Below are 26,230 nucleotides of genomic sequence, written 5' to 3'. Positions count from 1 at the left end.
AATGCTCTTGAAGAGCGAATGCCTATATGAGCCAATCTGCCGACATGACAGGTATTGTGCACAAGCGCCCGCGGCGTTGGCATATACTTGTATTTCTTCTGCCCTGTATCCTGATCTATACGGCGGTTATGGTGCTGCCATTGATCGAGACCCTTCGGCAGGCATTCTTCAATGTCGTCGACGGACAGCGCGCTTTTGTGGGGTTCGCGAATTTCCAGGCGCTTTTCGGTGATCCGAACTGGTCGCGCGATTTCTGGAATGCGTTGAAAAACAACGTTATATTCTTTTGCATTCACATGCTTGTTCAAAACCCGATCGGCATTTTGCTGGCAGCCATGCTGTCACTGCCGAAGCTGCGTTTTGCTGCCTTTTATCGCACGGCGATCTTCCTTCCCACACTACTGTCCTTCGTGATTGTCGGCTTCATCTGGAAACTGATCCTGTCGCCGATCTGGGGCGTAGCACCGTGGATGATGGACCTTGTCGGTCTCAAATGGCTGTTCGGCCCGTGGCTTGGCAAGGCGGATACCGCCCTTGTCACCGTGTCGCTCGTCTCGGTCTGGCAGTTCGTTGGCATTCCGATGATGCTCATCTATGCAGCCCTTCTGAACATTCCCGATGAAATCATCGAAGCGGCCGAATGTGACGGCATTACCGGCTGGAGCCAGTTCTTCAAGATCAAGCTGCCGCTGATCCTGCCATCCATCGGCCTGATCTCGGTGATGACCTTCGTTGCCAACTTCAATGCGTTTGACCTGGTCTATTCGATGCAGGGCGCTCTGGCCGGTCCGGACAAATCGACTGATATTCTGGGCACGTTCCTTTATCGCACTTTCTTCGGCTTCCAGCTCCAGCTTGGCAATCCGTCCATGGGCGCAACCATCGCCGCCGTGATGTTCCTCATCATTCTGGCAGGTGTGTCGCTCTATCTGTTCGGCATCCAGCGCCGCATGCGCCGCTATCAGTTCTGAAGGACGAGACCATGTCGAAAGCACGTACATCGCCCATTCGCACCACTTTCGTCCATGCGGCCCTGATCTTTTACATGCTGATTGCCGTGTTTCCTGTGGCACTGACGCTGATCAACTCGTTCAAGGACCGCAATGCGATTTTCCGCACACCGTTGCAGTTTCCGACGCCGGAAAGCTTCAGCCTCATCGGTTATGAAACGGTTCTGAAGCAGGGCTCCTTCCTGACTTACTTTCAGAACAGTGCCATCGTGACGGTAGTGAGCATCTTCCTTGTGATCCTGTTTGGTGCGATGGCAGCCTTTGCGCTCGCCGAATACCGCTTCAAGGGCAATACGCTGATGGGCCTTTATCTCGCCATCGGCATCATGATCCCGATCCGGCTCGGCACGGTTGCGCTGCTGCAAGGCATGGTGGCCGTCGGTCTGGTCAACACGCTGACGGCGCTGATCCTCGTTTATACCGCGCAGGGCCTGCCGCTTGCGATCTTCATCCTGTCGGAGTTCATGCGAACCGTGTCCGATGATTTGAAAAATGCCGGGCGAATAGACGGCATGTCGGAATATGCGATCTTCTTCAAGCTGGTGTTGCCGCTGATCCGGCCTGCCATGGCTACTGTAGCCGTCTTCACCATGATCCCGATCTGGAACGATCTCTGGTTCCCGCTGATCCTTGCGCCAAGTGAAGCCACCAAGACGGTGACGCTCGGTTCACAGCTGTTCATCGGTCAGTTCGTCACCAACTGGAATGCCGTTCTGTCGGCCCTTTCGCTGGCGATGTTCCCGATCCTCGTCCTTTATGTCATCTTCTCGCGGCAGCTGATCCGCGGCATCACCGCGGGGGCTGTAAAATGAGTTCTGCAATGCAAAATCCTGTTCGTGTTCTTTCCGCCGGTCTCGGCAATATGGGCCGCAGCCATGCGCTCGCCTATCATCGCAATCCGGGCTTCGAGGTCATTGGCCTTGTCAATCGCACCAAGGTTGCCGTTCCGGATGAACTGGCAGGCTATGAAATCCACCCTTCATTCCATGAAGCGTTGAAGGAACTGAAGCCCGATCTCGCCTGTGTCGCCACCTATTCGGAAAGTCATGCGGATTATGCAGTCGCAGCGCTTGAGCAGGGCGCGCATGTGTTCGTGGAAAAGCCGCTGGCAACGACGGTTGAGGATGCGCGCCGTGTGATCGATTGCGCACGCGCCAACGGCCGCAAGCTCGTGATCGGTTATATCCTGCGCCATCATCCGTCATGGATGCGACTTATTTCCGAAGCGCGCCAGCTCGGTGGACCTTATGTTTTCCGTATGAACCTAAACCAGCAATCCAGCGGTCCAACTTGGGAAACGCACAAGAACCTGATGAACACCACGTCGCCTATCGTCGATTGCGGCGTGCATTATGTGGATGTCATGTGCCAGATCACCGACGCCAAGCCGGTGGAAGTCCGCGGCATGGGCTTGCGCCTTTCCGACGAGATCAAGCCGGATATGTATAATTACGGCCATCTTCAGGTGTTGTTCGATGACTGCACGGTCGGCTGGTACGAAGCAGGCTGGGGACCGATGATGTCGGAAACGGCCTTCTTCGTGAAGGATGTCATCTCGCCGAATGGCTGCGTCTCCATTGTCATGAACGAGGCCGTGACCAAGTCCGACGATGTGGACGCGCACACCAAGACCTCGACAATCCGCGTTCATCGCGCAGAGCGCGGGGCGGACGGCAAGTTCCTACAGCCAGATACGGACCTCTCGATGGCCGATGAACCCGGACATCAGGAATTGTGTGAACGCGAGCAGGCTTACATGCTGAAGGCCATAGCTGAAGATATCGATCTCAACCGACATATGGATGACGCGCTGCAATCGCTGCGCATCTGCCTTGCGGCGGATGAAAGCGTGCGCTCGGGCCAGCCTGTCAAACTGTAAGCCGGTAGGATTTAGAGCGGTTCCAGTTAAAACGGAATCGTGGAACCGCTCTATCTCTTTGTTTTCACGCATTATCTTACGCAAAACTGCTTCGCACTTTTGGCTCGGAAATGCTCTAAGGGAATTTGTTACGTGGGATCGCTGCTACTCAAATCGGTACACAAGCGCTATGGCGCCCAGGACGTTCTGCAGGATATCAATCTTGAAGTGCAGGACGGCGAGTTCATTATCTTCGTCGGACCTTCCGGTTGCGGCAAGTCAACGCTGCTGCGTTCCATTGCCGGTCTGGAAGACGTCTCTTCCGGTCAGGTGCTCATCAATGGCGAGGATGTAACCGTCACGCCGCCGTCCAAGCGCGGCATCGCGATGGTGTTCCAGTCCTATGCGCTTTATCCGCACCTGACGGTCAAGGACAATATGGGGCTTGGCCTCAAGCAGGCAGGTACGCCGAAGGCCGAAATTGAAACGCGCGTTTCCAAGGCTTCGGCAATGCTGGCACTGGACCCTTATCTGGGTCGCCGTCCGGCTGAAATGTCGGGTGGCCAGCGCCAGCGCGTCGCCATCGGTCGTGCACTGGTACGCGAACCGGAACTGTTCCTGTTCGATGAACCGCTGTCCAACCTCGACGCTGCGCTTCGCGTTCAGACCCGGCTCGAAATCGCCAAGCTGCACCGCGAGCTCAAGGCGACGATGATCTATGTCACGCACGATCAGGTCGAGGCGATGACGCTCGCAGACCGCATCGTTGTCCTCAATGCCGGTCGCATCGAGCAGATCGGCTCGCCGATGGAACTCTATAACAGGCCGGACAATCTCTTTGTCGCGAGCTTTATCGGCTCGCCGCAGATGAATTTCGTGGACGGCACCCGTGTTGGCGACACTGGAGCAAAGACGGTCGGCATCCGCCCCGAACACATTTCCGTCAGCCGCGACAGCGGCAAATGGAAAGGCAAGGTCATCCACGCCGAACATCTCGGCGCCGATACGATCCTTTACGTCGAAACCGAAGCTGCAGGCCTGATTACGGTGCGGCTCTTCGGCGAACACCACTACAATGAAGACGATGTGATCTTCATTACGCCGGATGAGGGCAAGGTGCATCGGTTCGATGCGAACGGCAAAGCCATCCGCTGAAACAGCCATTTCGCAGCTTCCTGCCAGACTCTATCCAAAAGCCGTACCCCCAGGGTGCGGCTTTTCTTTTTGGAGAATCGGCATCGTCCGATGGACGTAATTCACGCCGGGACATATGGACAAAACGCCTCATGCTAAATTTGTAAGAAACGAAAACAACGTTCAAAACAGTCGAAAGAGTACCAATAGGTACTGACGTTTCCGTCAATCAAAAGCAATATTATTGCGGTATATGATGGCAAAACATTCCACTTAAAATCCCATTTAAATCACGGAAATAAGCTTGTTTCGTGCGATGCATCTCTGTTCCTTTCAATGCAGGAGCGAACCGGTTTCGCAAAAGAGCGCCGGAGCAGTCGAAAAATAATCTTGCTTTATTTTTGAACCCGTTCCACCCTGAAAACGGATGGAGCCGAAGGAGGAAATCGGCGCCATGTCGCATGGGAGGAACAAGGTCGGCAGATGTGAGCAACAGCGCCGGCAATAGGGTTTCCGAAACGCACGGAACCAATCCAATATTCTCCCGTTCGACATTCTGTAAGTTCCCGAGGCCAGTTGCGAGGCCAGTTTCGAGGGTTACCCGCATGAGCGATGATGTCGTACTATCCCTGCATGTTCCCGAGCCGGAGTGGCGGCCTGGTGATGCACCGGATTTCTCCCATGTCAAAATTCCGCGTGCGGGAAGCATTCGCAGACCGGAAATTGATGAAAAACCGGAAGCGATGCGGGATCTGGCTTTCAGCATCATCCGCGTTTTGAACCGCGAAGGCGAGGCGGTCGGCCCCTGGGCGGGCACCTTGACCGACGACGAGCTGAAGGACGGGCTTCGCCACATGATGATCCTGCGGGCTTATGATGCCCGCATGATGATGGCTCAGCGTCAGGGCAAGACCTCGTTCTATATGCAGCATCTGGGCGAAGAAGCGGTGAGCTGCGCTTTCCGCAAGGCACTGCGCAAGGGCGACATGAATTTCCCGACCTATCGTCAGGCCGGTCTGCTCATTGCCGACGACTATCCGCTCGTCACGATGATGAACCAGATTTTCTCCAACGAGCAGGACCCGTTGAAAGGGCGCCAGCTTCCGGTGATGTACTCGTCGCAGGAACATGGCTTCTTCACCATTTCGGGCAACCTTGCGACGCAATATACGCAGGCCGTCGGCTGGGCCATGGCGTCCGCCATCAGCCACGATACGAAGATCGCTGCCGCATGGATCGGCGATGGCTCGACCGCCGAAAGCGATTTCCACGCAGCTTTGGTCTTCGCTTCGACCTACAAAGCCCCGGTGGTGATGAATATCGTCAACAATCAGTGGGCTATTTCCACCTTTCAGGGCATTGCGCGCGGCGGCTCCGGCACTTTCGCAGCTCGTGGGCACGGTTTCGGCATTCCTGCCCTGCGTGTCGATGGCAACGACTATCTGGCCGTTCATGCGGTTGCCAAATGGGCTGTGGAACGCGCCCGGCGTAATCTCGGGCCGACCATCATCGAATATGTCACCTATCGCGCTGGCGGGCATTCTACCTCGGATGACCCTTCCGCCTATCGCCCCAAGGCCGAAAGCGATGCGTGGCCGCTCGGTGATCCGATCCTGCGGCTCAAGAACCATCTTATCAAGCGCGGCGTCTGGTCGGATGAGCGTCACAAGCAGGCCGAAGCCGAAGTAATGGACCTGGTGGTTGCTGCACAGCGCGAAGCGGAAGCCATTGGTACGCTGCATGACGGTCGCAAGCCGTCAATGCGCGACATGTTTGAGGATGTCTATGCTGAAACGCCGCCGCATCTTATCCGCCAGCGTCAGGAAGCGGGATTTTGAGCATTTCCAGGAAAAGTGTGAAGCGCCTACGCAGGGGAACCAGTCCACTGGACTGGTTTCTGATCCTGCTTCGATCCGTTCGGAAATGCGGAGGAAATAATTCATGAGCAAGATGACCATGATCGAGGCGATCCAGAACGCCCACGATATCGCCATGGAACGCGACAAGAAGGTGGTCGTGTTTGGTGAGGATGTCGGTTATTTCGGCGGTGTTTTCCGCTGTACGGCTGGCCTCCAGAAGAAATACGGCAAGGAACGCTGCTTTGACGCGCCGATCAGCGAATTGGGCATTGTCGGCACCGCCATCGGTATGGCCGCTTACGGCCTTCGCCCCTGTATTGAAGTGCAGTTCGCGGACTATGTCTATCCGGCCTATGACCAGATCGTTTCCGAAGCGGCGCGCCTGCGTTATCGCTCGGCGGGCGAATTCACCTGTCCCATCGTGATCCGTATGCCATCCGGTGGCGGTATCTATGGTGGCCAGACGCACAGCCAGAGCCCGGAAGCGCTTTTCACCCATGTGTCGGGCCTGAAGACGGTCATGCCTTCCACACCTGCCGATGCCAAGGGGTTGCTGCTGGCGGCCATCGAAGACCCTGATCCCGTTATCATGTTCGAACCGAAGCGCCTTTATAACGGTCCTTTCGACGGGCACCACGACCGTCCGGTGACGTCCTGGAAGAAGCACGATCTCGGGGATGTGCCGGAAGGCTATTATACCGTGCCGCTCGGCAAGGCTGCCATTCGCCGCGAGGGCAGCGACGTGACGGTGCTTGCCTATGGCACCATGGTCCATGTGGCGCTTGCAGCCGCCGAAGAAACCGGCGTCGATGCGGAGATTATCGATCTTCGCACACTGCTCCCGCTCGATACGGACACGATCATGGCGTCTGTGAAGAAGACCGGGCGCTGCGTTATCGTGCACGAAGCAACGCTGACCTGCGGTTATGGCGCAGAACTTGCCGCACTCGTCCAGCGCGACTGCTTTTATCATCTGGAAGCGCCAATCCTCCGCGTTACCGGTTGGGATACGCCTTATCCGCACGCGCAGGAATGGGCCTATTTCCCCGGTCCGGACCGGGTGGGCCGCGCGCTAACATCCATCATGGAAGCCTGAGGGGGAGGGAAGAATGGCACATTTTACAATCAAGCTCCCCGATGTCGGTGAAGGCGTTGCCGAGGCCGAACTTGTCGAATGGCATGTGAAGGTCGGCGATGTCGTGCGCGAGGATGATCTTCTCGCTGCCGTCATGACCGACAAGGCAACGGTGGAAATTCCATCATCACGCGGCGGGAAGGTCATCGCCATCAATGGCGAAGTCGGCGAGAAGATTGCCGTCGGTTCGGAACTCGTCCGTCTGGAGATCGAGAGCGGCGCGACGGAAGAAAAGCCCGTCGAAAAAGCCGAGGGAAATCCGGCTCCAGCGGCTGTAGAAGCGGTCAAACCGCAACCAGCACCAGCTCCTGAAACACCGGTTCTGTTGCAGACGCCGGTTCCTCCGAAGCCCGCTGCGCCGAAGCGTGAGAGTGCAGGTCGACCATTCACCGGCGCTGGCCCAGTACGTGGTGAGGGCGAAAAGCCGCTGGCAACGCCATCCGTCAGACTGCGTGCCCGCGATGCAGGCGTCGACCTGCGTCGTGTTCGCGGCACGGGGCCGGCGGGGCGTATCACGCATGAAGACCTCGACCTCTTCTTCCAGCAGGAGACAGGCGCAGCACCGGCTCTGTCCGGTTACGCAGCCGATAGTTCGGTCAACGAGATCAAGGTCATCGGCCTTCGTCGCAAGATTGCCGAACGCATGGCCGAGGCGAAGCGCCATATTCCGCATATCACCATCGTTGAGGAAGTTGACGTCAGCCAGATTGAGGAACTGCGCGCCAAGCTCAATCAGGAGCAGAAAGAGGGGCGTCCGCGCCTCACGCTGTTGCCGTTTATCATCCGCGCGATCGTGAAAGCCGTGAAGGAGCAGCCCGGTCTCAACGCGCATTTCGATGACGAGGCCGACATCATCCGCCAGTTCGGCGGTGTGCATATTGGCATCGCCACGCAGACGCCGAACGGTCTGATTGTGCCAGTGGTGCGCCATGCGGAAAGCATGAACCTATTCGCGGCGGCTTCCGAATTATCGCGTGTTACCGACGCGGCGCGCAACGGAACAGCCAAGCGGGAAGAACTGACCGGTTCCACCATCACCATCACATCGCTTGGACCGCTTGGCGCAATCGCCACGACACCGATTATCAACCGCCCGGAAGTCGCGATCGTCGGCATCAACAGGATGGCCGTTCGTCCGATGTGGGACGGCGCCCAGTTCGTGCCGCGCAAGATGATGAACCTGTCATGCAGTTTCGACCATCGCGTGATCGACGGCTGGGATGCAGCGGTCTTCGTGCAGAAGCTGAAAAGCCTTCTGGAGACGCCCGCCATGATTTTTGTAGAAGGCTGATCGAATGAGTGAGATTTCCTGTAAACTCCTGATCATCGGCGGCGGCCCCGGCGGCTATGTATGCGGCATCCGGGCAGGCCAGCTTGGCATTGACACGGTGCTGGTGGAAAAGACACGACTGGGTGGTACCTGCCTCAATGTGGGCTGCATCCCGTCCAAGGCGCTGATCCATGCCGCCGATGAATTCCACCGGCTTTCTGTCTTCGCGTCAAAGGGCGCGCTCGGTATTTCGGCAGAAAATCCGGCCATCGATTTTGCCAGAACGCTTGAATGGAAAGACGGCATCGTGAGCCGCCTCAATGGCGGCGTGGCAGGCCTCCTGAAACGGTCGCGCGTGCGCATGTTCCATGGACAGGCTCGCTTTCTCGACGGGAAGACCGTTCTCGTTGAAACCGATACAGGCCGCCAGACGATCCACGCAGAAAACATCGTGATCGCAACCGGTTCGGTCCCGGTGGAAATTCAGGCGCTGCCATTTGGCGGAAAAGTCATTTCGTCCACTGAAGCGCTGTCGCTGGAAAAAATCCCGGAAAAGCTCGCCATTGTCGGTGGCGGCTATATCGGGCTGGAAATCGGCACGGCCTTTGCCAAGCTTGGTGCGAAGGTTACTGTGGTGGAAGCAACGGACCGCATCCTGCCGCAATATGATGCCGAACTGACGCGTCCGGTCATGGCACGCCTGAAGGCGCTCGGTGTCGAAGTCCTGACCAGCACTTCGGCCAAGGGACTATCAAAGGATGAGACGGGGCTGGAAGTTCTCACCGCCGATGGAACCACGAAAACCATTGAAGCTGACAAGATACTCGTCACCGTGGGCCGCAAACCACAGACCGATGGCTGGGGGCTCAGTGAAATCCGCCTCGATATGGACGGACGTTTCATCCGTATCGACGAGCGTTGCCGCACCTCCATGCGCGGTGTCTATGCTATCGGCGACGTGACCGGTGAGCCCATGCTTGCGCATCGTGCCATGGCACAGGGCGAGATGGTGGCGGAAATCATCGCAGGCGGCAATCAGCTTTGGGACAAACGCTGCATCCCCGCCGTCTGCTTCACCGATCCGGAAATCGTCACAGTCGGGCAGTCGCCGGATGAAGCCCGCAAGGCTGGCCATGAAATTCAGGTCGGTATTTTCCCGTTTCAGGCCAATGGCCGGGCGATGACCATCGAACGCGAAGACGGCATGATCCGCGTCGTTGCACGTGCGGATAATCACCTCATCCTCGGCATTCAGGCTGTCGGCGTCGGCATATCGGAGCTCTCATCATCCTTTGCGCAGGCGGTGGAGATGGGCGCAAGACTGGAAGATATCGCCGCTACGATCCATGCGCATCCGACATTGAGCGAAGGATTTGCCGAGGCGAGCATGAAAGCTCTCGGCCACGCACTACATATCTAGCTCTTTGACCTACGCTCGTGCCGCCAGAGAAAAATGGCGGCACCCGCAATCATGGCAGCAAGCGCAAACCATGTGATTGCATAGGAAAGATGGCTGTTACGGAATTTCACGACCGTCAGCCCGCCAATGGGAAGCGCCCCTGCGCTGGCAGTTGCATCGGCATCGATGAAATAGGGCGCAACCGGCCCCAAATTTTCCTTCTGCACAAAGGCTGCGACATCGCGCGAATTCCAGTCATTGCGCGCCGGATCGTTCGGGCGCAGAAAGAACCCGTCAGGTTCCGGCATACGCAACAGGCCGGTCACAGTCGTTTCACCAGCAATTTGCGTTTCCTGCCGCGATGACGGATCGCGCTTGTCGTTTGGAACCAGGCCACGATTGATGAAAGTCAGCGCGCCGTCGGGCGAACGCATCGGCGTCAGGACCCAATAGCCCGCGCCTCGTTCGGTCAGCGCGTGAACCAGCACTTCCTTGTCGTTCAGATAGGTGCCGGTCAGCATGACATGACGATACTCGTCATCCTTCTGGTTGACATTGGCCCAATCGTCCGGACCCGGCGCCGCAATTGGCTCGGCATGAACACGCGCATCGACCCTTGCGATGAGATCGAGCTTCCATTGCAGACGCTCGACCTGCCAGATGCCCAGCCCCATGAAAACGATGAAGAAGATGGCCCCCAGCACCGACATTAAACCAAGGAAGAACCGGGAAGAGGTTTTCTGGATCGTTTGTTCATTTTCGGGGGAGGGCATTATCTTGTCCTTCAATCACGGCAGCCAACAGAGCCTGATGCAGAAAGTGGCCTTCTATAACAAAAATTCAATGCCAAGAAAGGGTTGGACCACAAAAGAACGTGATCATCGAACTTGTCAGTCGCAGGCCGGATTTTACATACTGGCGCAAAGAGAATCGTACCATTTCTGAGAAGTAGCTGGATATGACGGATTGCATCGTTCTGGGTGCCGGTATGGTGGGTGTCGGCGCGGCGCTCGCCCTGCAGGAAAGGGGCTGGTCCGTTCTTCTCGTCGACCGAAGCGGTCCGGGAACTGAAACGAGTTATGGCAATGCCGGGATAATCCAGACAGAAGCCGTAAGCCCCTATGCCTTGCCACGCGCCCCGTCAGAACTGTTGAAGGCCGCCTTCGGCGCCAACAATCAGGTTGTATGGCGGCTTCGCGATATGCCGGGGCAGATTGGCGCCCTGTCGCGCTACTGGCACAATTCGGAAGCAGGGCGTCACCGCACGGCTTCGCAGTTCTATGCGCGTATGATCCGGCGTGCTGCCGACGATCATGCTCCTTTGATCGAGGCTTCAGGAGCTGAGCCCCTGATAAGGCGGACTGGACTGCGTGAGCTGCATCGTTCCGCCCGGTCGTTTGATATTTCCGCGCGTGATGCGGAGCGGAAAAAACATGAGTTCGGCGTTGCGAGCATCATAGAGGACAGTAAGGCTGTCCGCACTGCTGAACCGTCGTTGAAGACAGATCCGGCCGGGGCCATCCACTGGACCGATCCCTGGTCCTGTTCCGATCCGGGCGCTCTCGTCCAGTCCTATGCTGGCCTGTTCGTAAAGCGCGGCGGAATCTTTCTGCACGGCGATGCGCGTAGTTTGCGGCAGGATGGTTCCGGCTGGCAGGTTGACACAACCGGAGGACCACATCGCGCGCGCCACGTTGTTCTTGCTCTGGGGCCATGGAGCCCTGAAGTCCTCCGCGGTTTCGGCTATAAAATTCCACTTGTTATCAAGCGTGGATACCATCAGCATTTTTCGGGCACCGGGCCGAAGGTTCCAATCGTCGACGTAAACAATTCAACAGTCGCAACGCCGATGGATGCAGGCTTGCGCATCCTGACCGGGGCCGAGCTGACACCTTTGAACAGCGTGGCTCGCCATCAGCAGCTTAACAGGTCTATCAAGGCCATAGCCGAGCTTTTCGACATTGGCGTACCTACGGAAAACACGCCATGGTTCGGCAGTCGCCCCTGTATGCCCCGTATGCTGCCCGTCGTTGCGGAGGCTCCGCGACACAAGGGCTTGTGGCTGAATTTCGGGCACGGTCATCAAGGGTTTACGCTCGGGCCGACGACAGGTCGAATTCTGGCAGAACGGATGAACGGAGAGGCGAAGGATATAGAGCTTCATCGCGCGCTCGATCTTCACGACTAGAGCATTTCCAGCAAAAGTGCGAAGCGGTTTTACGTGGGACAATGCGACGAAACAAATATTTAGAGCGCCGATCTGATCCAGTCAGATTGAAATGCGCTCTAGGCGGAGCAGCTCCAGGTATCATGTCAGAAAAAATTACAGCGCCTGCCGCATTCGCGATGAATGCGTGGCGCTGAGCAAGATTTTTATTATATCGCTTCGTTCTCAGGCAAGTTTATGAATTCTGCGTCTGCGGTGCGAATAGCCACCCTTCGACAGGCGCAATACGTTGCAAACCTGTGTCTTGTCTTCCGAGGGCTTTGGCATCTGCTCATGAATGCGCAGCAAAATCTGCTGCGTAACTGTGCGATCCTTTTCGTTAGTCGCAGGACCGATAATTATGCTTTTCATCGATCATTCTCCCTATCTTCTTGGCGCGTGACAGCTTTCGAGGCTGTCTCGACCGATTATCAAGAATGTACGAATGAACTAAGTATTAACTAAATTTTACATCTTGACAAGCGCATTGCTGCAACAGTTTCTAACCCTTTGGCAACGCGCAGCAAAAGGCCGGATCGCATGTGCAATCCGGCCCTTTTCTAACCTTGATCCGGCGGTGATCAGTCGCGATTGCCTGTCAGGATCTCGCGCTTGCCGACATGATTGGCGGGGCCGACCAGACCGTCCTTCTCCATCCGCTCCACGAGCGAGGCGGCGCGGTTATAACCGATACCGAGACGACGCTGGATGTAAGACGTAGAGCACTTCTTGTCGCGCATCACGACCTTGATGGCCTGTTCATACACGTCGTCGCTATCTTCCGAACCCATCGAGGTTGCATCGAAAACCGCCGCTTCCTGCGTTGTGTCTTCGTCTTCCTCGTCTTCCGTGACGGTCGCCAGATAATCCGGACGCCCCTGTTCCTTCAGGTGGTTGACTACCTTTTCCACTTCCTCATCGGAAACGAACGGGCCGTGGACACGGACGATGCGTCCGCCGCCTGCCATATGCAGCATGTCGCCCTGACCGAGAAGCTGCTCGGCACCCATTTCACCGAGGATGGTGCGGCTGTCGATCTTCGAGGTAACCTGGAACGAGATACGGGTCGGGAAGTTGGCCTTGATCGTTCCGGTAATGACATCGACCGATGGGCGTTGCGTGGCCATGATGAGGTGGATACCGGCGGCGCGGGCCATCTGGGCAAGACGCTGGACTGCGCCTTCGATGTCCTTGCCTGCAACCATCATCAGGTCGGCCATCTCGTCGATGATGACCACGATGTAAGGCATCGGCGTCAGGTCGAGTTCTTCCTGAATATAGGTCGCTTCACCTGTTTCCTTGTCGAAGCCGGACTGCACCGTGCACATCACGGTCTCGCCCTTGCCCTTGGCCGAGGCGGCGCGGGCATTGAAGCCTTCGATGTTGCGGACGCCGAGACGGGCCATCTTGCGATAGCGTTCTTCCATCTCGCGCACAGCCCATTTCAGCGCCACGACTGCCTTCTTCGGATCGGTAACAACCGGGGTCAAAAGGTGAGGAATGCCGTCATAGATGGACAGTTCCAGCATCTTTGGATCAACCATGATCAGGCGGCATTCTTCCGGCTTGAAACGGTAGAGCAGCGAGAGGATCATCGTATTGATTGCAACCGACTTGCCCGAGCCGGTGGTACCTGCCACCAGAAGGTGGGGCATCTTGGCCAGTTCCGCAATGATCGGCTCACCACCAATACCCTTGCCGAGGCAAAGCGGCAGACGGTAATTCGATGCCTCGAACGTACGGCTATCGATCATTTCACGCAGATAGACCGTTTCGCGATTGGCATTCGGCAATTCGATGCCGATGACATTGCGGCCCGGAACCACAGCCACGCGGGCGGACAGCGCCGACATGGAGCGGGCGATATCGTCGGCGAGGCCGATGACACGCGAGGATTTTACGCCAGGCGCCGGTTCAAACTCATAGAGCGTGACGACGGGGCCTGGGCGGACATGGATGATCTCGCCGCGCACGCCGAAATCCTCCAGCACGCTTTCCAGAAGTCCGGCGCTGCGTTCCAGCATTTCCTGCGTGATGACATTTCCGTCCTGTTCGGGCGGCATCTGCAAGAGATCGCGCGGCGGGAATTCATAGCTGCCGTGGATAACCGGCGCTTCGGCGCGGGGGAGGGGCTGCGGCTGATACAATGCAATCGAAGGCGCCGCCTTGACCGGGGCAGGCTTTTCGATGACCGGCTCCGGCGCTGCCACTTCCTCGACGACATGCTCTTCGGCTTCCGCAACGGTGAGCACGACTTCATCTTCAGTAGCTTCCCCGACAACTTCGGGTGCGATTTCTGGCACAACCACAATCGGCTGCGGCGCGGGCGTTTCGACCTGAACGGCAGCAACAGGTTCCGGTGCCATGACTGCCATTGGCGCAACCGGCGCCTCTGCGACCGGCTGAACCGGGGCTACAGCAACCGGCTCCGGCTGCTTGTTCCATTCGCGAATGCGAAACTGTGCCAGAATGGATTCAACGGTGGGCAATGGCTTGCGCGGTTCTGCCGGAACAGTAGAAACGAGAGGCTCCGCAGGTACAAGTGCTGTATCGATGCCGCAACCTTCCCAGAAAGCAAAATCGGAAAGATAGGTAAATGCCGATGGCTGAGCCGGATTTACAGCCTCAATCATGACCGGAGTGGCTTCCAGAACGGGCTCTACCGGAGCGACGACGACTGCGACAGGAACTGCGGGCATTGCTGGCGGCACCGGTGCAACTGGCGAACGCACCATGCTCTGCGACACGGTCTTCTGGAGTTCGGCTACAGCCATTGGCTGCGCTTCTGCAACCTTCTCCACACTGATCGCAGATGCAGCCTCGTCCGTGCTTGCCTGAGTGCGCTCATTGATGTTCGGGAGTTCCTCGCCGCGACGACGCAGAAGCTCGACTTCCGGTGTGCGGGTAAAGCGAACATTCGCACCGAGCGAAAAATGGATTTTCCAGGCATCGTCACTGGCCGGATTGTGACTTCCCGTCTGGCCGCGAGGCTGCTTCGGGTCCTGAGCGTTCTCTGCACGATTTCCTGTCGACTGGGGGAAATTTTCTCTCAAATTACGCATGATACCTGAACCATAGATACTGTCGCCTGAATGAGCCCAAGTAATAAAAAATGAAGGTTAACAACCCCCTTCCGAAACGACACGAAAGACAGAAATTTCTTGCAGGGCATATATCGCCTTGCGAGGCATCCCGAAGGGGATATTACTATCGGTTGCATTCATAAAGACCATAATATCAATATATTAAATGGATTTCTTATATTGATTTATACACATCGAAACAATCAAGGGTAGTTTTCTGCGCCTGTTAATTCTGTAGCCGGGGGACATGCCCGGCGGCAGAAAGGACTCACGTCCGAGACTCAGAGGTCAGTCTCGTGCGAGCGCCACGACCGGGTCGAGTCTGGAGGCGTTGCGGGCCGGAATGAAGCCGAATCCGATGCCGATCAGGCTCGAGCAGACAAGTGCAACCACGATGGATGTCGGCGAATAAATGAGCTGGAACATCGAACTGAACTGCGCAAACAACAAACCGAATCCAGCAGCGATGAGAACGCCAAGCACGCCGCCGATCAGACAGACGAGAATCGCCTCGATGAGAAACTGCTGCAAGATATCGCTTTGCCGCGCGCCGATGGCCATGCGAACGCCGATCTCGTTGATTCTTTCCGAAACGGCCACGAGCATAATGTTCATCACCCCGATACCGCCGACGAAAAGCGATATGCCTGCAATGCTTGAGACGAGAAGCGCAAGCGTCGCGGTCGTGGCCTGAATGGTTTTCTGCAGGCTGTCGGTATTGAAGACGGAGAAGTCCTTCTCGCCATGCCGCTTGGTGAGGAATGCAGTAATCAGTTTTTCAGCTACCGACGGCTCCATTGTGTCGGCGACACGAATCACGATCATCTGCAATGAACGCGAGCCCGTCATACGCGTCTTCACAGTCGCATAGGGCAGATAAACTTCCAGTGTCTGTGCCGATCCCGGTCCCCGGTCTTCCGCCTTGACGACGCCGACAATACGAACCGGCACCTTATCCAGAAGGATAATCTTGCCGATGACGGAGCCGACCTCATGCGGGAAAAGGGTCGTCCTGGCCGTTTCATCGACCACGGCCACTTGCGCCAGATCGTCGACATTGCGCTGATCGAAGAAGCGTCCTTCGAGCAGCTTGCTATTACGAGTGGCAAAATATTCCGAACCGACGCCGTTTACCGATACACTGACTTCCTTGTCACCAACGCGAATGGTGGAACTGGTTGTATCGGATGGCGTGGCCGCCACGACATAGGGCAATTTTGCAATCTCGTCGGCATCACTCAGGTTCAGTGTGGTGATCTGGGCTGCCTTGAGGTCACCAAATCCCCTGCCGGGACTGATGTAGAGCGTATTGGTGCCAAGATCGCTGATCCGTTCCAGAATCTGCTGTTGTGATCCTTGTCCGAGCGCCACGACGCAAACGACCGAAGCCGTGCCAATAATGATGCCCAGCATCGTCAGAAAAGTGCGCAGCCGATGCGCATTCATCGAGCGAAGCGCCATTGCAAAAGCCTCGTTGAAGCGGTCGCGCATTCCAGCAAGCAGACTTGGTCTGGCGAGCGGCGGCTCAACCGGCACGGAAGTCGCTGGCCGCTCAGTCTCCCCATTTCTCGTATCAGAAATGATTTCGCCGTCGCGAATTTCGATGATGCGCTGCGCTCGCGCTGCAACCTGCCGGTCATGCGTAACGATAACGATAGTGCGCCCTTCGCGGTTCAGTTCCTGCAGGATACCGAGAACTTCCTCACCGCTATGGCTGTCGAGCGCGCCCGTCGGTTCGTCTGCCAGAATGACATCCGCATCATTGATGAGCGCGCGGGCGATAGATACACGCTGCTGCTGGCCACCGGAGAGCTGGCTTGGCCGGTGATGGGTGCGGTCACCCATGCCGAGCCGCTGAAGTATCATTTCGGCTCTGTCGCGCCGTTCAGTTTTCTTCTGGCCTGCATAAATGGCTGGAATCTCAACATTGCCAACGGCGTCCAGCTCACCGAGCAGATGGTAGCGCTGAAAAATGAACCCGAAATGTTCACGTCGCAGCTGCGCCAGCTCATCGGCTTCAAGCTCCGAAGTTGCACGACCGGAAATCAGATATTCGCCCTCCGACGGACGATCCAGACAGCCGAGAATATTCATCAGCGTGGATTTGCCCGAACCGGATGCGCCGATGATCGCTACCATCTCGCCGCGCCTGATGGTCAGGTTCACATGTTTAAGAACCGTCGTGAAGTCATCACCCGACGGATAATGTCGGGAGACGTCCTTGAGCGAGAGCAGCGGTGCTTCATTCATTTCAGATACCGGCAGGGGCAGGAGCGACGGCCTGATTGTCGGTCACGACTCTGTCCCCCTCGTTCAGGCCTGAACGGATTTCACTGTTGATCTTGTCGGTAATACCGGTTTCGACCGTTCGTTCTTCGATCTTGCTGGCACCTGTCACCACACGAACCGTATATTTTCCGGGCTCCTTGGTGTCTTTGAGGGCTGTCACAGGGACAATCAACGCATTTGTTGCCTTCGCGAGCAGAATGTGCACCTCGGTGGTCATATAGGTTCTGAGCAGGCCGTCTGGATTGGGAACGTTGAAAATGCCCTTGTAATAGATGGCCGAAGCAGTCGCTGCGCTGGAAGAACTCACGGCTGTCGTCGTGAAGCTCTTGTCGCTGACGATGGAATCCGGAGCTGGTTCGATCTTCTCAAGCTTCGCGTCATAACGCTTCAAATTCTGTCCTGATATGGTGAAATAAAGCGGCATTCCCTCGCGAACCTGCGTAACGTCCGCTTCCGAAATGTCGGCCTCAACGGTCATCGTGTCGAGCTGGCCAAGAATGGCGATTGTCGGCGCACTTTGTTGTGCGTTGACGGTCTGCCCCTCCTGAACCACCGTCGCCAGGATCGTTCCATCGATAGGCGCGGTGATGCGGGTATAGGCGAGATTGGTCTCGGCGATCTGGACGTCGACCTTCGCCGCCGCGATTGCCGCTTCGCTGTTGGCAACCTGCGCTTCCTTCGATTTGACGGTGCTGACCGCCTTGTCGTAATCGGCGCGTGCGACGGCATTCTTGCCGATCATCATCTGGTTTCGTGCCAGATCCTGTCGAGCCAGTTCCAGATCAGCGAGGTTCTGCGCACGCGTGGCCTCGTTCTGGCGAAGCGACGCCTGCGCCTTGTTCAGCTCGTTCTGCTGATTGGTGGAGTCGATCAGCGCAACGACTTCACCGGCCTTTATCTGCTGGCCCGGTTTCACCTTCAAAGAAAGAATACGGCCAGTTGCCTGCGCACCGATAGCAACGAGATTTTTCGGTCGTAATGTGCCGGTGGCAAGAACCGAACTTTCGATGTCGCCGCGCTTGATCTCGGTCGTGGCGGGCAGGGGCTCTTCTTTCGTCAGGGAGCGGACGACGAAGTAAACGACAATCAGCAATGCGATGAGGACAGCCAGCCACAGGCGCCAGCGAAAACGGCGTTTGGACTTGGGTTTCATAGTGGTCTCTTATCGGTTGTCAGTGGAGGAAGCGCCGGCGTCTTGACGATGCGCGGACCTGTATAGCCGTCAACGACTTCAGGCTTCGCAACATCGATGATGCCGTTCCAGCCGCCGCCCAGTGCTTTCTGCAGGGCAACATAATTCAAAACGAGGTCCGTCCGGGCCTGACTGAGATTGGTTTCTGCGCTGAGAAGGTCACGCTGCGCCGTCAGCACATCCACAAAACTCTTGGTGCCCGCTCTATATTGCTCCAGCGTCAGCTCGTTGATCTTGCGGCTGTTACCGACGATTTTCTGCAATTGCGCTGTGCGCAGGCGGTTCTGATTGAGCGATACGCTGGCATTCTCGACTTCGCTGAGCGCTGTCAGAATGGACTTTCTATAGGCGATGAACGACTGGTCGCGGACCGCACGAGCCGCATCCACATCTGCATTCAATTTTCCACCGTGGAAGATCGGGACGGTCAGACTAGGACCAAAGCCCCAGCTGATCGTCGACAGCTTTCCAAGATCGCCGAAATTGGCGCCGCCCGTATTGATATTCCCTGTGAGGGAAATACTCGGATAGAGCAGGGCCTGCTTCTGGCCGACGCTGGCATTGGAACTTGCATAATCACGTTCTGCTGCGCGGACATCCGGGCGACTGAGCAACAGATCGGCAGGCAGACCTGCTGAAACCTTGCCTGGAATTGCTGGTATAGGACGCGACTTGTCCAGAACGCTCGCCAGCGCCGAAGAAGACCGCCCCGTCAGGACCGATAGCTGATTGAGATACTGGGCATAGTTGATCCGCAGCCCCGGAACTTGTGATTCAGTCGTGGCGGCCTGGGTCTCGGCGTTCAGAAGATCGACCTGCGAAATCTGTCCGGCTTCAAGCTGGTTGCGTGTCAGTGCTACAGTCTGCCGCTGCGATGCAGCATTGCGCTGCGCAATGGCAATATTGGCCTGTGCCCCGCGCAGATTGGCATAATTGGTGGCGATGTCCCCGATCAGCGTCACGTGCGCTGCCCGCAATTGTTCATTCGCGGATTCAACATTGTAATAGGCGGCTTCGACACCGCGCCTGTTACCGCCGAAAAGATCAAGTTCCCATGTCGTGTTAAAGCCCATGCTTGACTGGTTTGACGCCGTCACATTGGGACCGTCTGATCGCTTGTAACTTCCCTGGCCATCCAGTTGAGGATAAAGCGCGCCACCAGCCGAGGTGTAATTGGCGCGGGCCTGCCGCACTTTGGCCTTCGCAGTCGCTACATCCGGGCTGCCTGCGATTCCTTCTGCGATCAGTTGATCCAGAACCGGATCTTTCAGGCTCCTCCACCAATCGCCAAGCTGCGGAGCGCGTCTGTCAGCCTTGCTGTTCCATCCGGCAGGAGTCAGCACATTCGGCTTCTGGTAGTCGGGACCAACGGTAACGCACGCCGCCAGCAATGGCAGAATACTTCCCAATACGGTCAGGCGAACAAGCGATGTCGTCAAAAATTTGGTCCTGAAATTCCGGTGCTGTCATCAAGCCAGTATTCGACTGCCCCGAAAACGAAGCGCCTTATACCTGCAACGGTTGTACCTGGGCAGTCCAAACTCGTGGGAGCATACCTTGGGTCGCGCCGAGTCGCGGTTCGACAGCATATTGCCATCCTTCAGCTTCGATCATCAGCGGATGAGCAAAGTCAATTGTGGCAATACACAGAAAATATCAGGGTTTTGTGTGGAGCCCGCCAGGGATTGCCGGGCTTAGTTCCGTTGATTTTCCAGCCAGTCGGCAAGCGAACGGCGGTTTGCGGCACGTCCGCGCATCGGTTCAGCCATGCACATTGAGTTGAGAACGGCTTCCTGCGTAGACTCAACTGCTGCGCGAAACAACGTATCGATACGGTTTTCGTTGAGCACCGCGATCTCGACCACATCGCGCTCTTCGTCATGATCGAAGGTCACTGCCGTTGAAAAGCCGATGGCAATATCGCCGCTGCCGTGGCCCCAGAATGCACCGAGGCGCGCCAGTCCCGCGCCGCAGCGGCGGGTCACGCGCTTCAGTTGCCTATGCTCCATCGGAACGTCGGTTGCGAGCACCAGAATAACCGAACCCTTTTCCGGCTCTGCTTCGGCCTTCGGTGAAGGCCTGCGTCCATCGGGAAGAACCAGATCACCGGCCCGACCGAAGTTCGTCAGTGCCAGAACGCCGAGGTGATAAACCTTGCCATCAAGTTCGAACTGGCGCGAGGACGTACCGATGCCCCCCTTGAAGCCGAAGCAGCTCATGCCGGTTCCCGCACCGACATTGCCTTCGCCGACATCCGTTCCGGCAATCTTCAAGGCTTCCTGCGCGTCAGCCTCCGTGACCGCCATTGCCTGAATATCGTTGAGCGGACCGTCATTGCATTCCAGAACGACAGGATTGACGGTTGCCGTGGTGCGCCCGATATCGGGATTGCCCGCAATCGCATCGCGGATCAACGCATTAGCGCAGGTTCCGACGCCAAACGTATTGGTGAGCAGGATCGGCGTTTCCAGCGTGCCCAACTCCTCGACCTGCACGAGACCGGTGCTCTTGCCGAAACCGTTGATGACATCACAGGCGGCCAGCACCTTGCGGCGATACATGTTGCCGACATGCGGGATAATTGCCGTCACGCCGGTATTGATATCGCCGTTGCGCAAGGTGTGGTGCCCCACGCGCACGCCCGGCACATCGGTTATGGCGTTGTTTTCGCCCGGCTGCATGATGCCGCAAATGATGCCGTAGTCGCGTGCCTTGCCTGTCATGGTCATTTTCCGTCAGGGGTTGAAGGGGCAGGGCGTCAAAGACGCCCAGCCTCGATAATGCGTTTGAGGAAAGCCTGCGTGCGCTCGCCCTGCGGATTGCCGAAAATCTGCGACGGCGGGCCTTCTTCATAGACCTTGCCGTTTTGCAGGAAACAAACCTTGTCCGCAACCTCGCGGGCAAAACCCATTTCATGCGTGGCGAGCACCATCGTCATACCTTTTTTGGCAAGGTCGCGCACGATGTCGAGCACTTCCGACACCAGTTCGGGATCGAGCGCCGAAGTGATTTCGTCGAGCAGCAGGAGCGTCGGGTCCATCAGGAGCGCACGCACAATGGCCACACGCTGCTGCTGTCCGCCGGACAGACGGTCGGGATATTCCTTCGCCTTGTGATCGAGGCCAATGCGTGCAAGCAGCGCCAGCCCCTTTTCCTCGGCTTCCTTCACCGGCATGCCCAGCACTTTTGTCGGCCCCAGCGTGACATTCTCCATAACCGTCATATGCGGAAACAGATTGTATCCCTGGAACACGATGCCGATCTCGCGGCGCAAAATGTCGAGGTCCACGCCCGGTCCCGTGACCCGGTCGCCGTGCAGGCGGATTTCGCCTTCGTCGATGGTTTCGAGCCGGTTGATGCAGCGCAGAAGCGTGGACTTGCCGCAGCCGGAAGGCCCGATCAGGCACACGACCTGATGTTCCTCGATGTCCAGGCTGATCCCGGACAGAACTTCCAGCGAGCCGTAGCGCTTGATTGCCTTGTCGATTTCTACGAGTGCCATTATCCGTCCCCTTACATGCTCGAGCGCATTTTTCTGCGATAACGTTCGATCAGGCGGTCCACGAAACGGGCCTGCGGAATGGTGATGACGATGAACAGAATGGCGACGGTGGTGACAGCCGACAGGTTGAAATAGTTCGCGGCGATGATCTTCGACTGGTTGAAGGCATCAATGGTGCCGATAATGGCGACCAGTGCGGTGTCTTTCTGCAAGCTGATGCAGTTGTTCATCAGCGGCGGAATGATGCCGCGCACGGCAAGCGGCACAACTACATAGCGCATGGTGCGCGCATAGGAGAGGCCGAGCGAACGCGCTGCCGCGATCTGGCTTGGATGCACGCTTTCGATGCCCGCGCGATAGACTTCGGACGTATAGGCGCCGTAGGTCAGCGTCAGCGCAATGATGGCATAGGCGTTGGAGGACAGATCCTTCAGGATCGGCAGACCGGTCAGGGGCAGGCCGAAACCGATAAGATAGATCGTGATGATGGCCGGAAGTCCGCGAAACAGATCGCTGTAGAGCGTTGCAAGCACGCGGATGGGCTTGCCAGCCTTGCCCGGCAGCGTGCGCGCAATGGCGATGACGAGCGCCCATACGAGGATCAGGATGGCCGATACGAAGAAGATGACGATATTCGTGCCGAAAGCTTTCAGCACCGTACCTGCCGATTTGACGATCAGGCTAACGTCGAAGAAGGTTCGGCTGACGGCTGCGTCATTGACGATCATGAACCACGCGCCGGCGCAGATGATGAGAACCGCTACGGCATAGGAAATCACCTGCCAGGAAAGATCGGACGCCTGTGCGCCGAGCTCGCGCCCACGGTAGATATCGGCGCTCTTTCCGGCTTCGCCCGAAATCTGCACGGCACGCCAGGCAAACCAGAGGACGGCAAGCGGTGCCAGCAGCAGCACGATGCCTACTGCCACAACGGGCAATTCAGGCCAGCCCTGCGAGATCGTATAGCTCGAAACGCTATAGACCGTCTGGCCCGAGGCCAGAAGGGTAAGGAAGGAAAAGACAAAAGCGAACAGGGAACGACCGCCATGGGTGCGAACCTTGTTTCGGACACGCCATTGCCGCGCGCGTTCCGCGCTTGCATCCGGTGCCGGATAAGACATGGTTTATTCTCGCTGAAACAGATGGGGAAACGGTCCCGATGATCGGGAACGTCAGCCGCAAAGGTCGGGTTCTGAATGCCGGTCAGTCCGGATCGCAACCGGCATTGCGATTGCGACCCGAAAACCGTCAGATCATGGCTTCCAGAGCGGAACGTCGGAAGGCGACATTCCCCAGGACGGAAGCAGATAGGCAGCTTCAAGCTTCTTCAGCGTGCCATCCTTGTTCATGTCCTCGATAAGCTGGTCGATGACCTTCTTGTTTTCCGAACCCTTCGGGTAGATGCCTGCGGTCTCGCCGCCGGACGTATACTTGCCGACAACCGCCAGCTTGCCGTTGGAATTCTGTACCTGTCCGAGGATGATCGTGAGGTCAGTCATCACGGCATCAACCTTGCCAGCGGCAAGAGCGGTAAACATGGAAGCCGTATCGTCGAACACATCGAGGCTTGCGACCTTCAGCGTATCCTGTGCGAAAGGAACCAATGTCGTACCGGCCTGAGTTCCGATCTTTCCGGTCTTCATGTCAGCTTCGGTAACCGGCTTGTCGGCACGTGCAGCAACACCGTAATCCGAATTCATGTAAGGAACGGAGAAATCCACGACCTTCTTGCGCGGCTCGGTAACCGAGATCAGCGCAAGCGCGATGTCGTAATCCCTGTTCTGACCGGCAACGATGGAATCGAACGAGGCGTTGACGAGCTTTACCTTGTCGAGGCCCAGACGATGCGCAATGTTGACCGCCATGCAGAATTCATAGCCGTCCTTGATGCTGTCCGGCGTATCGCCGTTGAACTGGCCAAGGGCAGGCAGGTTGATGATGACAGTAAACTGTCCCTCAACCGCCGGATTGATCTTGGCCGAACCCTTTTCACCCGTCAGCGGGCAATCGCCGTAGCCTTCGGTTGCTGCCAATGCGGCTCCCGCACCTGCCAGCGCTGCTGCGCTGGCAAAAACTGCGCCATAGGCTGTCTGTTTCAGTAGTCTTTTTATTGTCATTGTCCCCTCTTGCTTTCTTTTCTTGGGGTTAAGGTTGAAGTACCGGCTCCGCTCCCGTGCGAGCCATATCCATGTAGATCTCCTGCAGGCGCCGGGTGATTGGTCCCGGCTTGCCATCGGAGATCGTGTGATCCTGAATGCCGATAATCGGCGTCACGAAGCTTGATGCGCTCGTAAGAAATGCTTCCTTGGCGGCCTTCGCCTCATCGACTGTGAACAGGCGTTCTTCGATGCGAAGGTTCTGTTCTTCCGCGATCTTGATGACGGCGCGGCGCGTGCAGCCGGGCAGGATGGCGTGCGAATTCGGCCGCGTTACCAGCACATTGTCATTGGTGATGATGAATGCCGTCGATGAACCGCCCTCGGTGACGAAGCCATCTTCGACCAGCCAGACTTCATGATAGCCCTTGCTCTTGGCCTGCTTCTTCGCCAGCACCTGTGCCAGCAGCATGACGGTCTTGATGTCGCGGCGCGCCCAGCGTGTGTCGGGTGCAACATCCACCCTTACGCCATTCTGAACCGACGGTGAATTGGCGAGGTTCTTGGCCTGCGTGAACATGACGAAATTCGGCTTGATGTCGTCGGCATAGACGAAATCACGCTCAGCTTCGCCGCGCGTCACCTGCATATAAACGACGCCTTCATAAAGCTCGTTGCGTTTCATCAGCTCGATCTGAGCCGCACGAATGGCATCCAGCGAAGCAGGCAACGGAATTCCGAGTTCCTTGACGGAACGCTCCAGACGGGCGAGGTGAAGCTCGTTATCGACAAGACGCCCATCGATGACAGCGCTGACTTCGTAAATACCGTCACCAAACAGAAAGCCGCGATCGAACACCGACACTTTCGCTTCGTTCTCAGCAACGAAAGCGCCGTTCAAATAAATTACCCTGGCCAAAACACGTCCTCGGACATCTATGTGATTGATTGTGCGCACCCCGAAAAGCGTGAAGCGATTTTCGGAACAGATGCGCGTTTAACAAGCCCTGACGCGACGGTATGGAAAAAGCTTGGGAGCTGCCAATGCTATGTTTTGCAATCACTATGCAGAAATTGCATAAGGGGTGAGGGAGTAGGGGAATAGGTGAGTAAGGGAGTATGTGGGGCCGCGAATTGCCTCTGATGCCCTACTCACCTATTCCCTTATTCCCCTACTCCCCTAGAGAAGGCCCGACCCAATGGAACTAAAATGGCTGGAAGACTTCATCGCGCTGGCGGCAACGTCGAGTTTCTCACGTGCGGCAGATGCCCGTCATGTGACGCAATCCGCATTTTCCCGCCGGATCAAGCAGCTTGAACTCTGGCTGGGGGTCACGCTCGTCAATCGCGCGACGTTTCCTGCCGAGCTTACCCGCGAGGGACGAACCTTCCTGCCTGTCGCGCAGGATACGGTTCGCCAGTTCTACAACACGCGCAAAGCGTTGCAGCCGAGCCGCGAAGTCCAGAATCCCGTCCTCACATTTTCAGCACTGCACACGCTGACGGTCACGTTCTTTCCGCACTGGCTGAAACAGATCGACGACGATGTTGGCGGCATCCGCTCCCTGCTCAGTCCGGATCGCGGCGGCTTTGAGGACAATATCGCGACGCTGACGGAAGGAGAGGTTCACTTCTTCCTGACTTATGCCCATAATTTCGTGCCGATCCTGATCGACCGCACCCAGTTTCCTTATATCGTGCTCGGCACCGAACGGCTGATGCCGGTCTCGCGCCCATCACAGACAGGGCCGATACTCGATCACGCAATCGCCAGCGGGGAGCCGCTGCCATATCTGAGCTACGGCGACTTTTCCTTCTTCGGCGCTGCCCTGTCGCAGAAATTTGCATCCGGCACTGCGTTCAAGCGTCAGGTGGTTCACGAAAACACCATGTCGATCGGTCTGAAGGCCATGGCGCTTGCAGGGTGGGGTATGGCCTGGCTGCCCGAAAGTCTCATCTATGATGAACTGCAACGCGGCGAACTCGTACCGGCCTCGACTGATCCCTATTGGGATTTCACGGTTGAGGTCCGTATCTATCGTCACGATGCGGCACTTCCGGCCCATGCCGAGAGCTTCTGGGAATATTTGCAGGCAAAAGATCGGGCAATATCGGAAAAGGGCGATTGACAGCGCCCCATCGTCAGCGTTGTAAAAGGCAGCATATATTCAGCCGGCAGCAGGGGACACGTCGCGGC

Annotated in this window: 20 protein-coding genes and 2 pseudogenes; 10 read left to right on the top strand and 12 right to left on the bottom strand. The window is 57.1% G+C overall.

Annotated elements, in window-relative coordinates; translation table 11 throughout:
* Positions 1-26: 26 nt before the first annotated feature.
* From F9K91_RS16845 to lpdA, 8 genes are all read left to right on the top strand, one after another.
* Entirely contained in the window at positions 27-971 is a 945-nt protein-coding gene (locus F9K91_RS16845) for a carbohydrate ABC transporter permease (protein WP_151678274.1), read from the top strand.
* Positions 972-982: 11 nt separating this feature from the next.
* Complete coding sequence (locus tag F9K91_RS16840; protein ID WP_151652658.1) at positions 983-1,822, top strand: carbohydrate ABC transporter permease; 840 nt, start codon at positions 983-985, stop codon at positions 1,820-1,822.
* Positions 1,819-2,889 carry a Gfo/Idh/MocA family protein gene (locus F9K91_RS16835; protein ID WP_151678273.1) on the top strand — a complete coding sequence of 357 codons (1,071 nt, stop codon included), beginning with the start codon at positions 1,819-1,821 and terminating at the stop codon, positions 2,887-2,889. Before F9K91_RS16840 ends, F9K91_RS16835 begins: the two co-directional genes overlap by 4 nt.
* A gap of 132 nt (positions 2,890-3,021) precedes the next feature.
* Positions 3,022-4,023 carry an ABC transporter ATP-binding protein gene (locus F9K91_RS16830; protein ID WP_151678272.1) on the top strand — a complete coding sequence of 334 codons (1,002 nt, stop codon included), beginning with the start codon at positions 3,022-3,024 and terminating at the stop codon, positions 4,021-4,023.
* A gap of 584 nt (positions 4,024-4,607) precedes the next feature.
* Positions 4,608-5,840, top strand: a complete 1,233-nt coding sequence (locus tag F9K91_RS16825; RefSeq protein WP_151557787.1) for a 3-methyl-2-oxobutanoate dehydrogenase (2-methylpropanoyl-transferring) subunit alpha — start codon at positions 4,608-4,610, stop codon at positions 5,838-5,840.
* 103 nt (positions 5,841-5,943) lie between these two features.
* Complete coding sequence (locus F9K91_RS16820) at positions 5,944-6,957, top strand: alpha-ketoacid dehydrogenase subunit beta (RefSeq protein WP_151652664.1); 1,014 nt, start codon at positions 5,944-5,946, stop codon at positions 6,955-6,957.
* A gap of 13 nt (positions 6,958-6,970) precedes the next feature.
* Positions 6,971-8,287: a dihydrolipoamide acetyltransferase family protein gene (locus tag F9K91_RS16815; RefSeq protein WP_151678271.1), complete on the top strand. Its 1,317-nt coding sequence runs from the start codon at positions 6,971-6,973 to the stop codon at positions 8,285-8,287.
* A gap of 4 nt (positions 8,288-8,291) precedes the next feature.
* Positions 8,292-9,686, top strand: a complete 1,395-nt coding sequence (gene lpdA / locus F9K91_RS16810; protein WP_151652668.1) for a dihydrolipoyl dehydrogenase — start codon at positions 8,292-8,294, stop codon at positions 9,684-9,686.
* On the opposite strand, the gene F9K91_RS16805 is transcribed toward lpdA, so the two are convergent.
* On the bottom strand, positions 9,683-10,375 hold the full coding sequence (locus tag F9K91_RS16805; protein ID WP_412842176.1) for an SURF1 family protein: 693 nt from the start codon (positions 10,373-10,375) through the stop codon (positions 9,683-9,685). The two genes, lpdA and F9K91_RS16805, sit on opposite strands and share 4 nt — an antisense overlap.
* A 248-nt stretch (positions 10,376-10,623) precedes the next feature.
* Here F9K91_RS16805 and F9K91_RS16800 point away from each other — a divergent pair, with 248 nt between their 5' ends.
* Positions 10,624-11,853 carry an NAD(P)/FAD-dependent oxidoreductase gene (locus F9K91_RS16800; RefSeq protein ID WP_151652670.1) on the top strand — a complete coding sequence of 410 codons (1,230 nt, stop codon included), beginning with the start codon at positions 10,624-10,626 and terminating at the stop codon, positions 11,851-11,853.
* Positions 11,854-12,057: 204 nt separating this feature from the next.
* On the opposite strand, the gene F9K91_RS16790 is transcribed toward F9K91_RS16800, so the two are convergent.
* The 11 genes and pseudogenes from F9K91_RS16790 to F9K91_RS16745 form a co-directional block, all read right to left on the bottom strand.
* Positions 12,058-12,243 carry a hypothetical protein gene (locus tag F9K91_RS16790; RefSeq protein WP_061345297.1) on the bottom strand — a complete coding sequence of 62 codons (186 nt, stop codon included), beginning with the start codon at positions 12,241-12,243 and terminating at the stop codon, positions 12,058-12,060.
* A 209-nt stretch (positions 12,244-12,452) separates the two neighbouring features.
* Positions 12,453-14,471: pseudogene (locus F9K91_RS16785) on the bottom strand (DNA translocase FtsK); the annotation flags it as partial.
* Between the two features lie 68 nt (positions 14,472-14,539).
* Positions 14,540-14,933 (bottom strand): annotated as a pseudogene (locus tag F9K91_RS26715) (DNA translocase FtsK); the annotation flags it as partial.
* A gap of 309 nt (positions 14,934-15,242) precedes the next feature.
* Positions 15,243-17,204 carry a MacB family efflux pump subunit gene (locus tag F9K91_RS16780; protein ID WP_151678268.1) on the bottom strand — a complete coding sequence of 654 codons (1,962 nt, stop codon included), beginning with the start codon at positions 17,202-17,204 and terminating at the stop codon, positions 15,243-15,245.
* A gap of 1 nt (position 17,205) precedes the next feature.
* Positions 17,206-18,396: an efflux RND transporter periplasmic adaptor subunit gene (locus F9K91_RS16775; RefSeq protein ID WP_151678267.1), complete on the bottom strand. Its 1,191-nt coding sequence runs from the start codon at positions 18,394-18,396 to the stop codon at positions 17,206-17,208.
* On the bottom strand, positions 18,393-19,874 hold the full coding sequence (locus F9K91_RS16770; RefSeq protein WP_151678266.1) for an efflux transporter outer membrane subunit: 1,482 nt from the start codon (positions 19,872-19,874) through the stop codon (positions 18,393-18,395). The genes F9K91_RS16775 and F9K91_RS16770 overlap by 4 nt, the downstream gene beginning before the upstream one ends.
* A 255-nt stretch (positions 19,875-20,129) precedes the next feature.
* The gene (locus F9K91_RS16765) at positions 20,130-21,158 is read right to left on the bottom strand and encodes a DmpA family aminopeptidase (RefSeq protein ID WP_151678265.1); all 1,029 of its coding nucleotides are present in this window, start codon (positions 21,156-21,158) and stop codon (positions 20,130-20,132) included.
* A 35-nt stretch (positions 21,159-21,193) separates the two neighbouring features.
* Complete coding sequence (locus tag F9K91_RS16760) at positions 21,194-21,937, bottom strand: amino acid ABC transporter ATP-binding protein (protein WP_061345302.1); 744 nt, start codon at positions 21,935-21,937, stop codon at positions 21,194-21,196.
* 11 nt (positions 21,938-21,948) lie between these two features.
* Entirely contained in the window at positions 21,949-23,058 is a 1,110-nt protein-coding gene (locus F9K91_RS16755; RefSeq protein WP_151678264.1) for an amino acid ABC transporter permease, read from the bottom strand.
* Positions 23,059-23,190: 132 nt separating this feature from the next.
* On the bottom strand, positions 23,191-24,054 hold the full coding sequence (locus F9K91_RS16750; RefSeq protein WP_151678263.1) for an ABC transporter substrate-binding protein: 864 nt from the start codon (positions 24,052-24,054) through the stop codon (positions 23,191-23,193).
* Between the two features lie 28 nt (positions 24,055-24,082).
* A complete protein-coding gene (locus F9K91_RS16745) occupies positions 24,083-24,934 on the bottom strand; it encodes a D-amino-acid transaminase (RefSeq protein ID WP_412842175.1) in 852 nt (283 codons plus the stop codon).
* A gap of 298 nt (positions 24,935-25,232) precedes the next feature.
* Here F9K91_RS16745 and F9K91_RS16740 point away from each other — a divergent pair, with 298 nt between their 5' ends.
* A complete protein-coding gene (locus F9K91_RS16740; protein ID WP_061345306.1) occupies positions 25,233-26,162 on the top strand; it encodes a LysR family transcriptional regulator in 930 nt (309 codons plus the stop codon).
* The last annotated feature ends 68 nt before the right edge of the window (positions 26,163-26,230 follow it).

Source organism: Brucella tritici, assembly GCF_008932295.1.
In the GTDB taxonomy this organism is placed as follows: Bacteria; Pseudomonadota; Alphaproteobacteria; order Rhizobiales; family Rhizobiaceae; genus Brucella; species Brucella tritici.
The sequence above is the reverse complement of the archived record's forward strand: the minus strand, read 5'-3'. Positions and strand labels throughout refer to the sequence as shown.

Bases quoted from the DNA above. Each gene is read 5' to 3' on its own strand.
- F9K91_RS16825 (WP_151557787.1), top strand. From the start codon at position 4,608: ATGAGCGATGATGTCGTACTATCCCTGCATGTTCCCGAGCCGGAGTGG.
- F9K91_RS16780 (WP_151678268.1), bottom strand. From the start codon at position 17,204: ATGAATGAAGCACCGCTGCTCTCGCTCAAGGACGTCTCCCGACATTAT.
- F9K91_RS16815 (WP_151678271.1), top strand. From the start codon at position 6,971: ATGGCACATTTTACAATCAAGCTCCCCGATGTCGGTGAAGGCGTTGCC.
- lpdA (WP_151652668.1), top strand. From the start codon at position 8,292: ATGAGTGAGATTTCCTGTAAACTCCTGATCATCGGCGGCGGCCCCGGC.
- F9K91_RS16740 (WP_061345306.1), top strand. From the start codon at position 25,233: ATGGAACTAAAATGGCTGGAAGACTTCATCGCGCTGGCGGCAACGTCG.
- F9K91_RS16845 (WP_151678274.1), top strand. From the start codon at position 27: ATGAGCCAATCTGCCGACATGACAGGTATTGTGCACAAGCGCCCGCGG.
- F9K91_RS16820 (WP_151652664.1), top strand. From the start codon at position 5,944: ATGAGCAAGATGACCATGATCGAGGCGATCCAGAACGCCCACGATATC.
- F9K91_RS16765 (WP_151678265.1), bottom strand. From the start codon at position 21,158: ATGACAGGCAAGGCACGCGACTACGGCATCATTTGCGGCATCATGCAG.
- F9K91_RS16760 (WP_061345302.1), bottom strand. From the start codon at position 21,937: ATGGCACTCGTAGAAATCGACAAGGCAATCAAGCGCTACGGCTCGCTG.
- F9K91_RS16835 (WP_151678273.1), top strand. From the start codon at position 1,819: ATGAGTTCTGCAATGCAAAATCCTGTTCGTGTTCTTTCCGCCGGTCTC.
- F9K91_RS16805 (WP_412842176.1), bottom strand. From the start codon at position 10,375: ATGTCGGTGCTGGGGGCCATCTTCTTCATCGTTTTCATGGGGCTGGGC.
- F9K91_RS16755 (WP_151678264.1), bottom strand. From the start codon at position 23,058: ATGTCTTATCCGGCACCGGATGCAAGCGCGGAACGCGCGCGGCAATGG.
- F9K91_RS16750 (WP_151678263.1), bottom strand. From the start codon at position 24,054: ATGACAATAAAAAGACTACTGAAACAGACAGCCTATGGCGCAGTTTTT.
- F9K91_RS16790 (WP_061345297.1), bottom strand. From the start codon at position 12,243: ATGAAAAGCATAATTATCGGTCCTGCGACTAACGAAAAGGATCGCACA.
- F9K91_RS16775 (WP_151678267.1), bottom strand. From the start codon at position 18,396: ATGAAACCCAAGTCCAAACGCCGTTTTCGCTGGCGCCTGTGGCTGGCT.
- F9K91_RS16800 (WP_151652670.1), top strand. From the start codon at position 10,624: ATGACGGATTGCATCGTTCTGGGTGCCGGTATGGTGGGTGTCGGCGCG.
- F9K91_RS16840 (WP_151652658.1), top strand. From the start codon at position 983: ATGTCGAAAGCACGTACATCGCCCATTCGCACCACTTTCGTCCATGCG.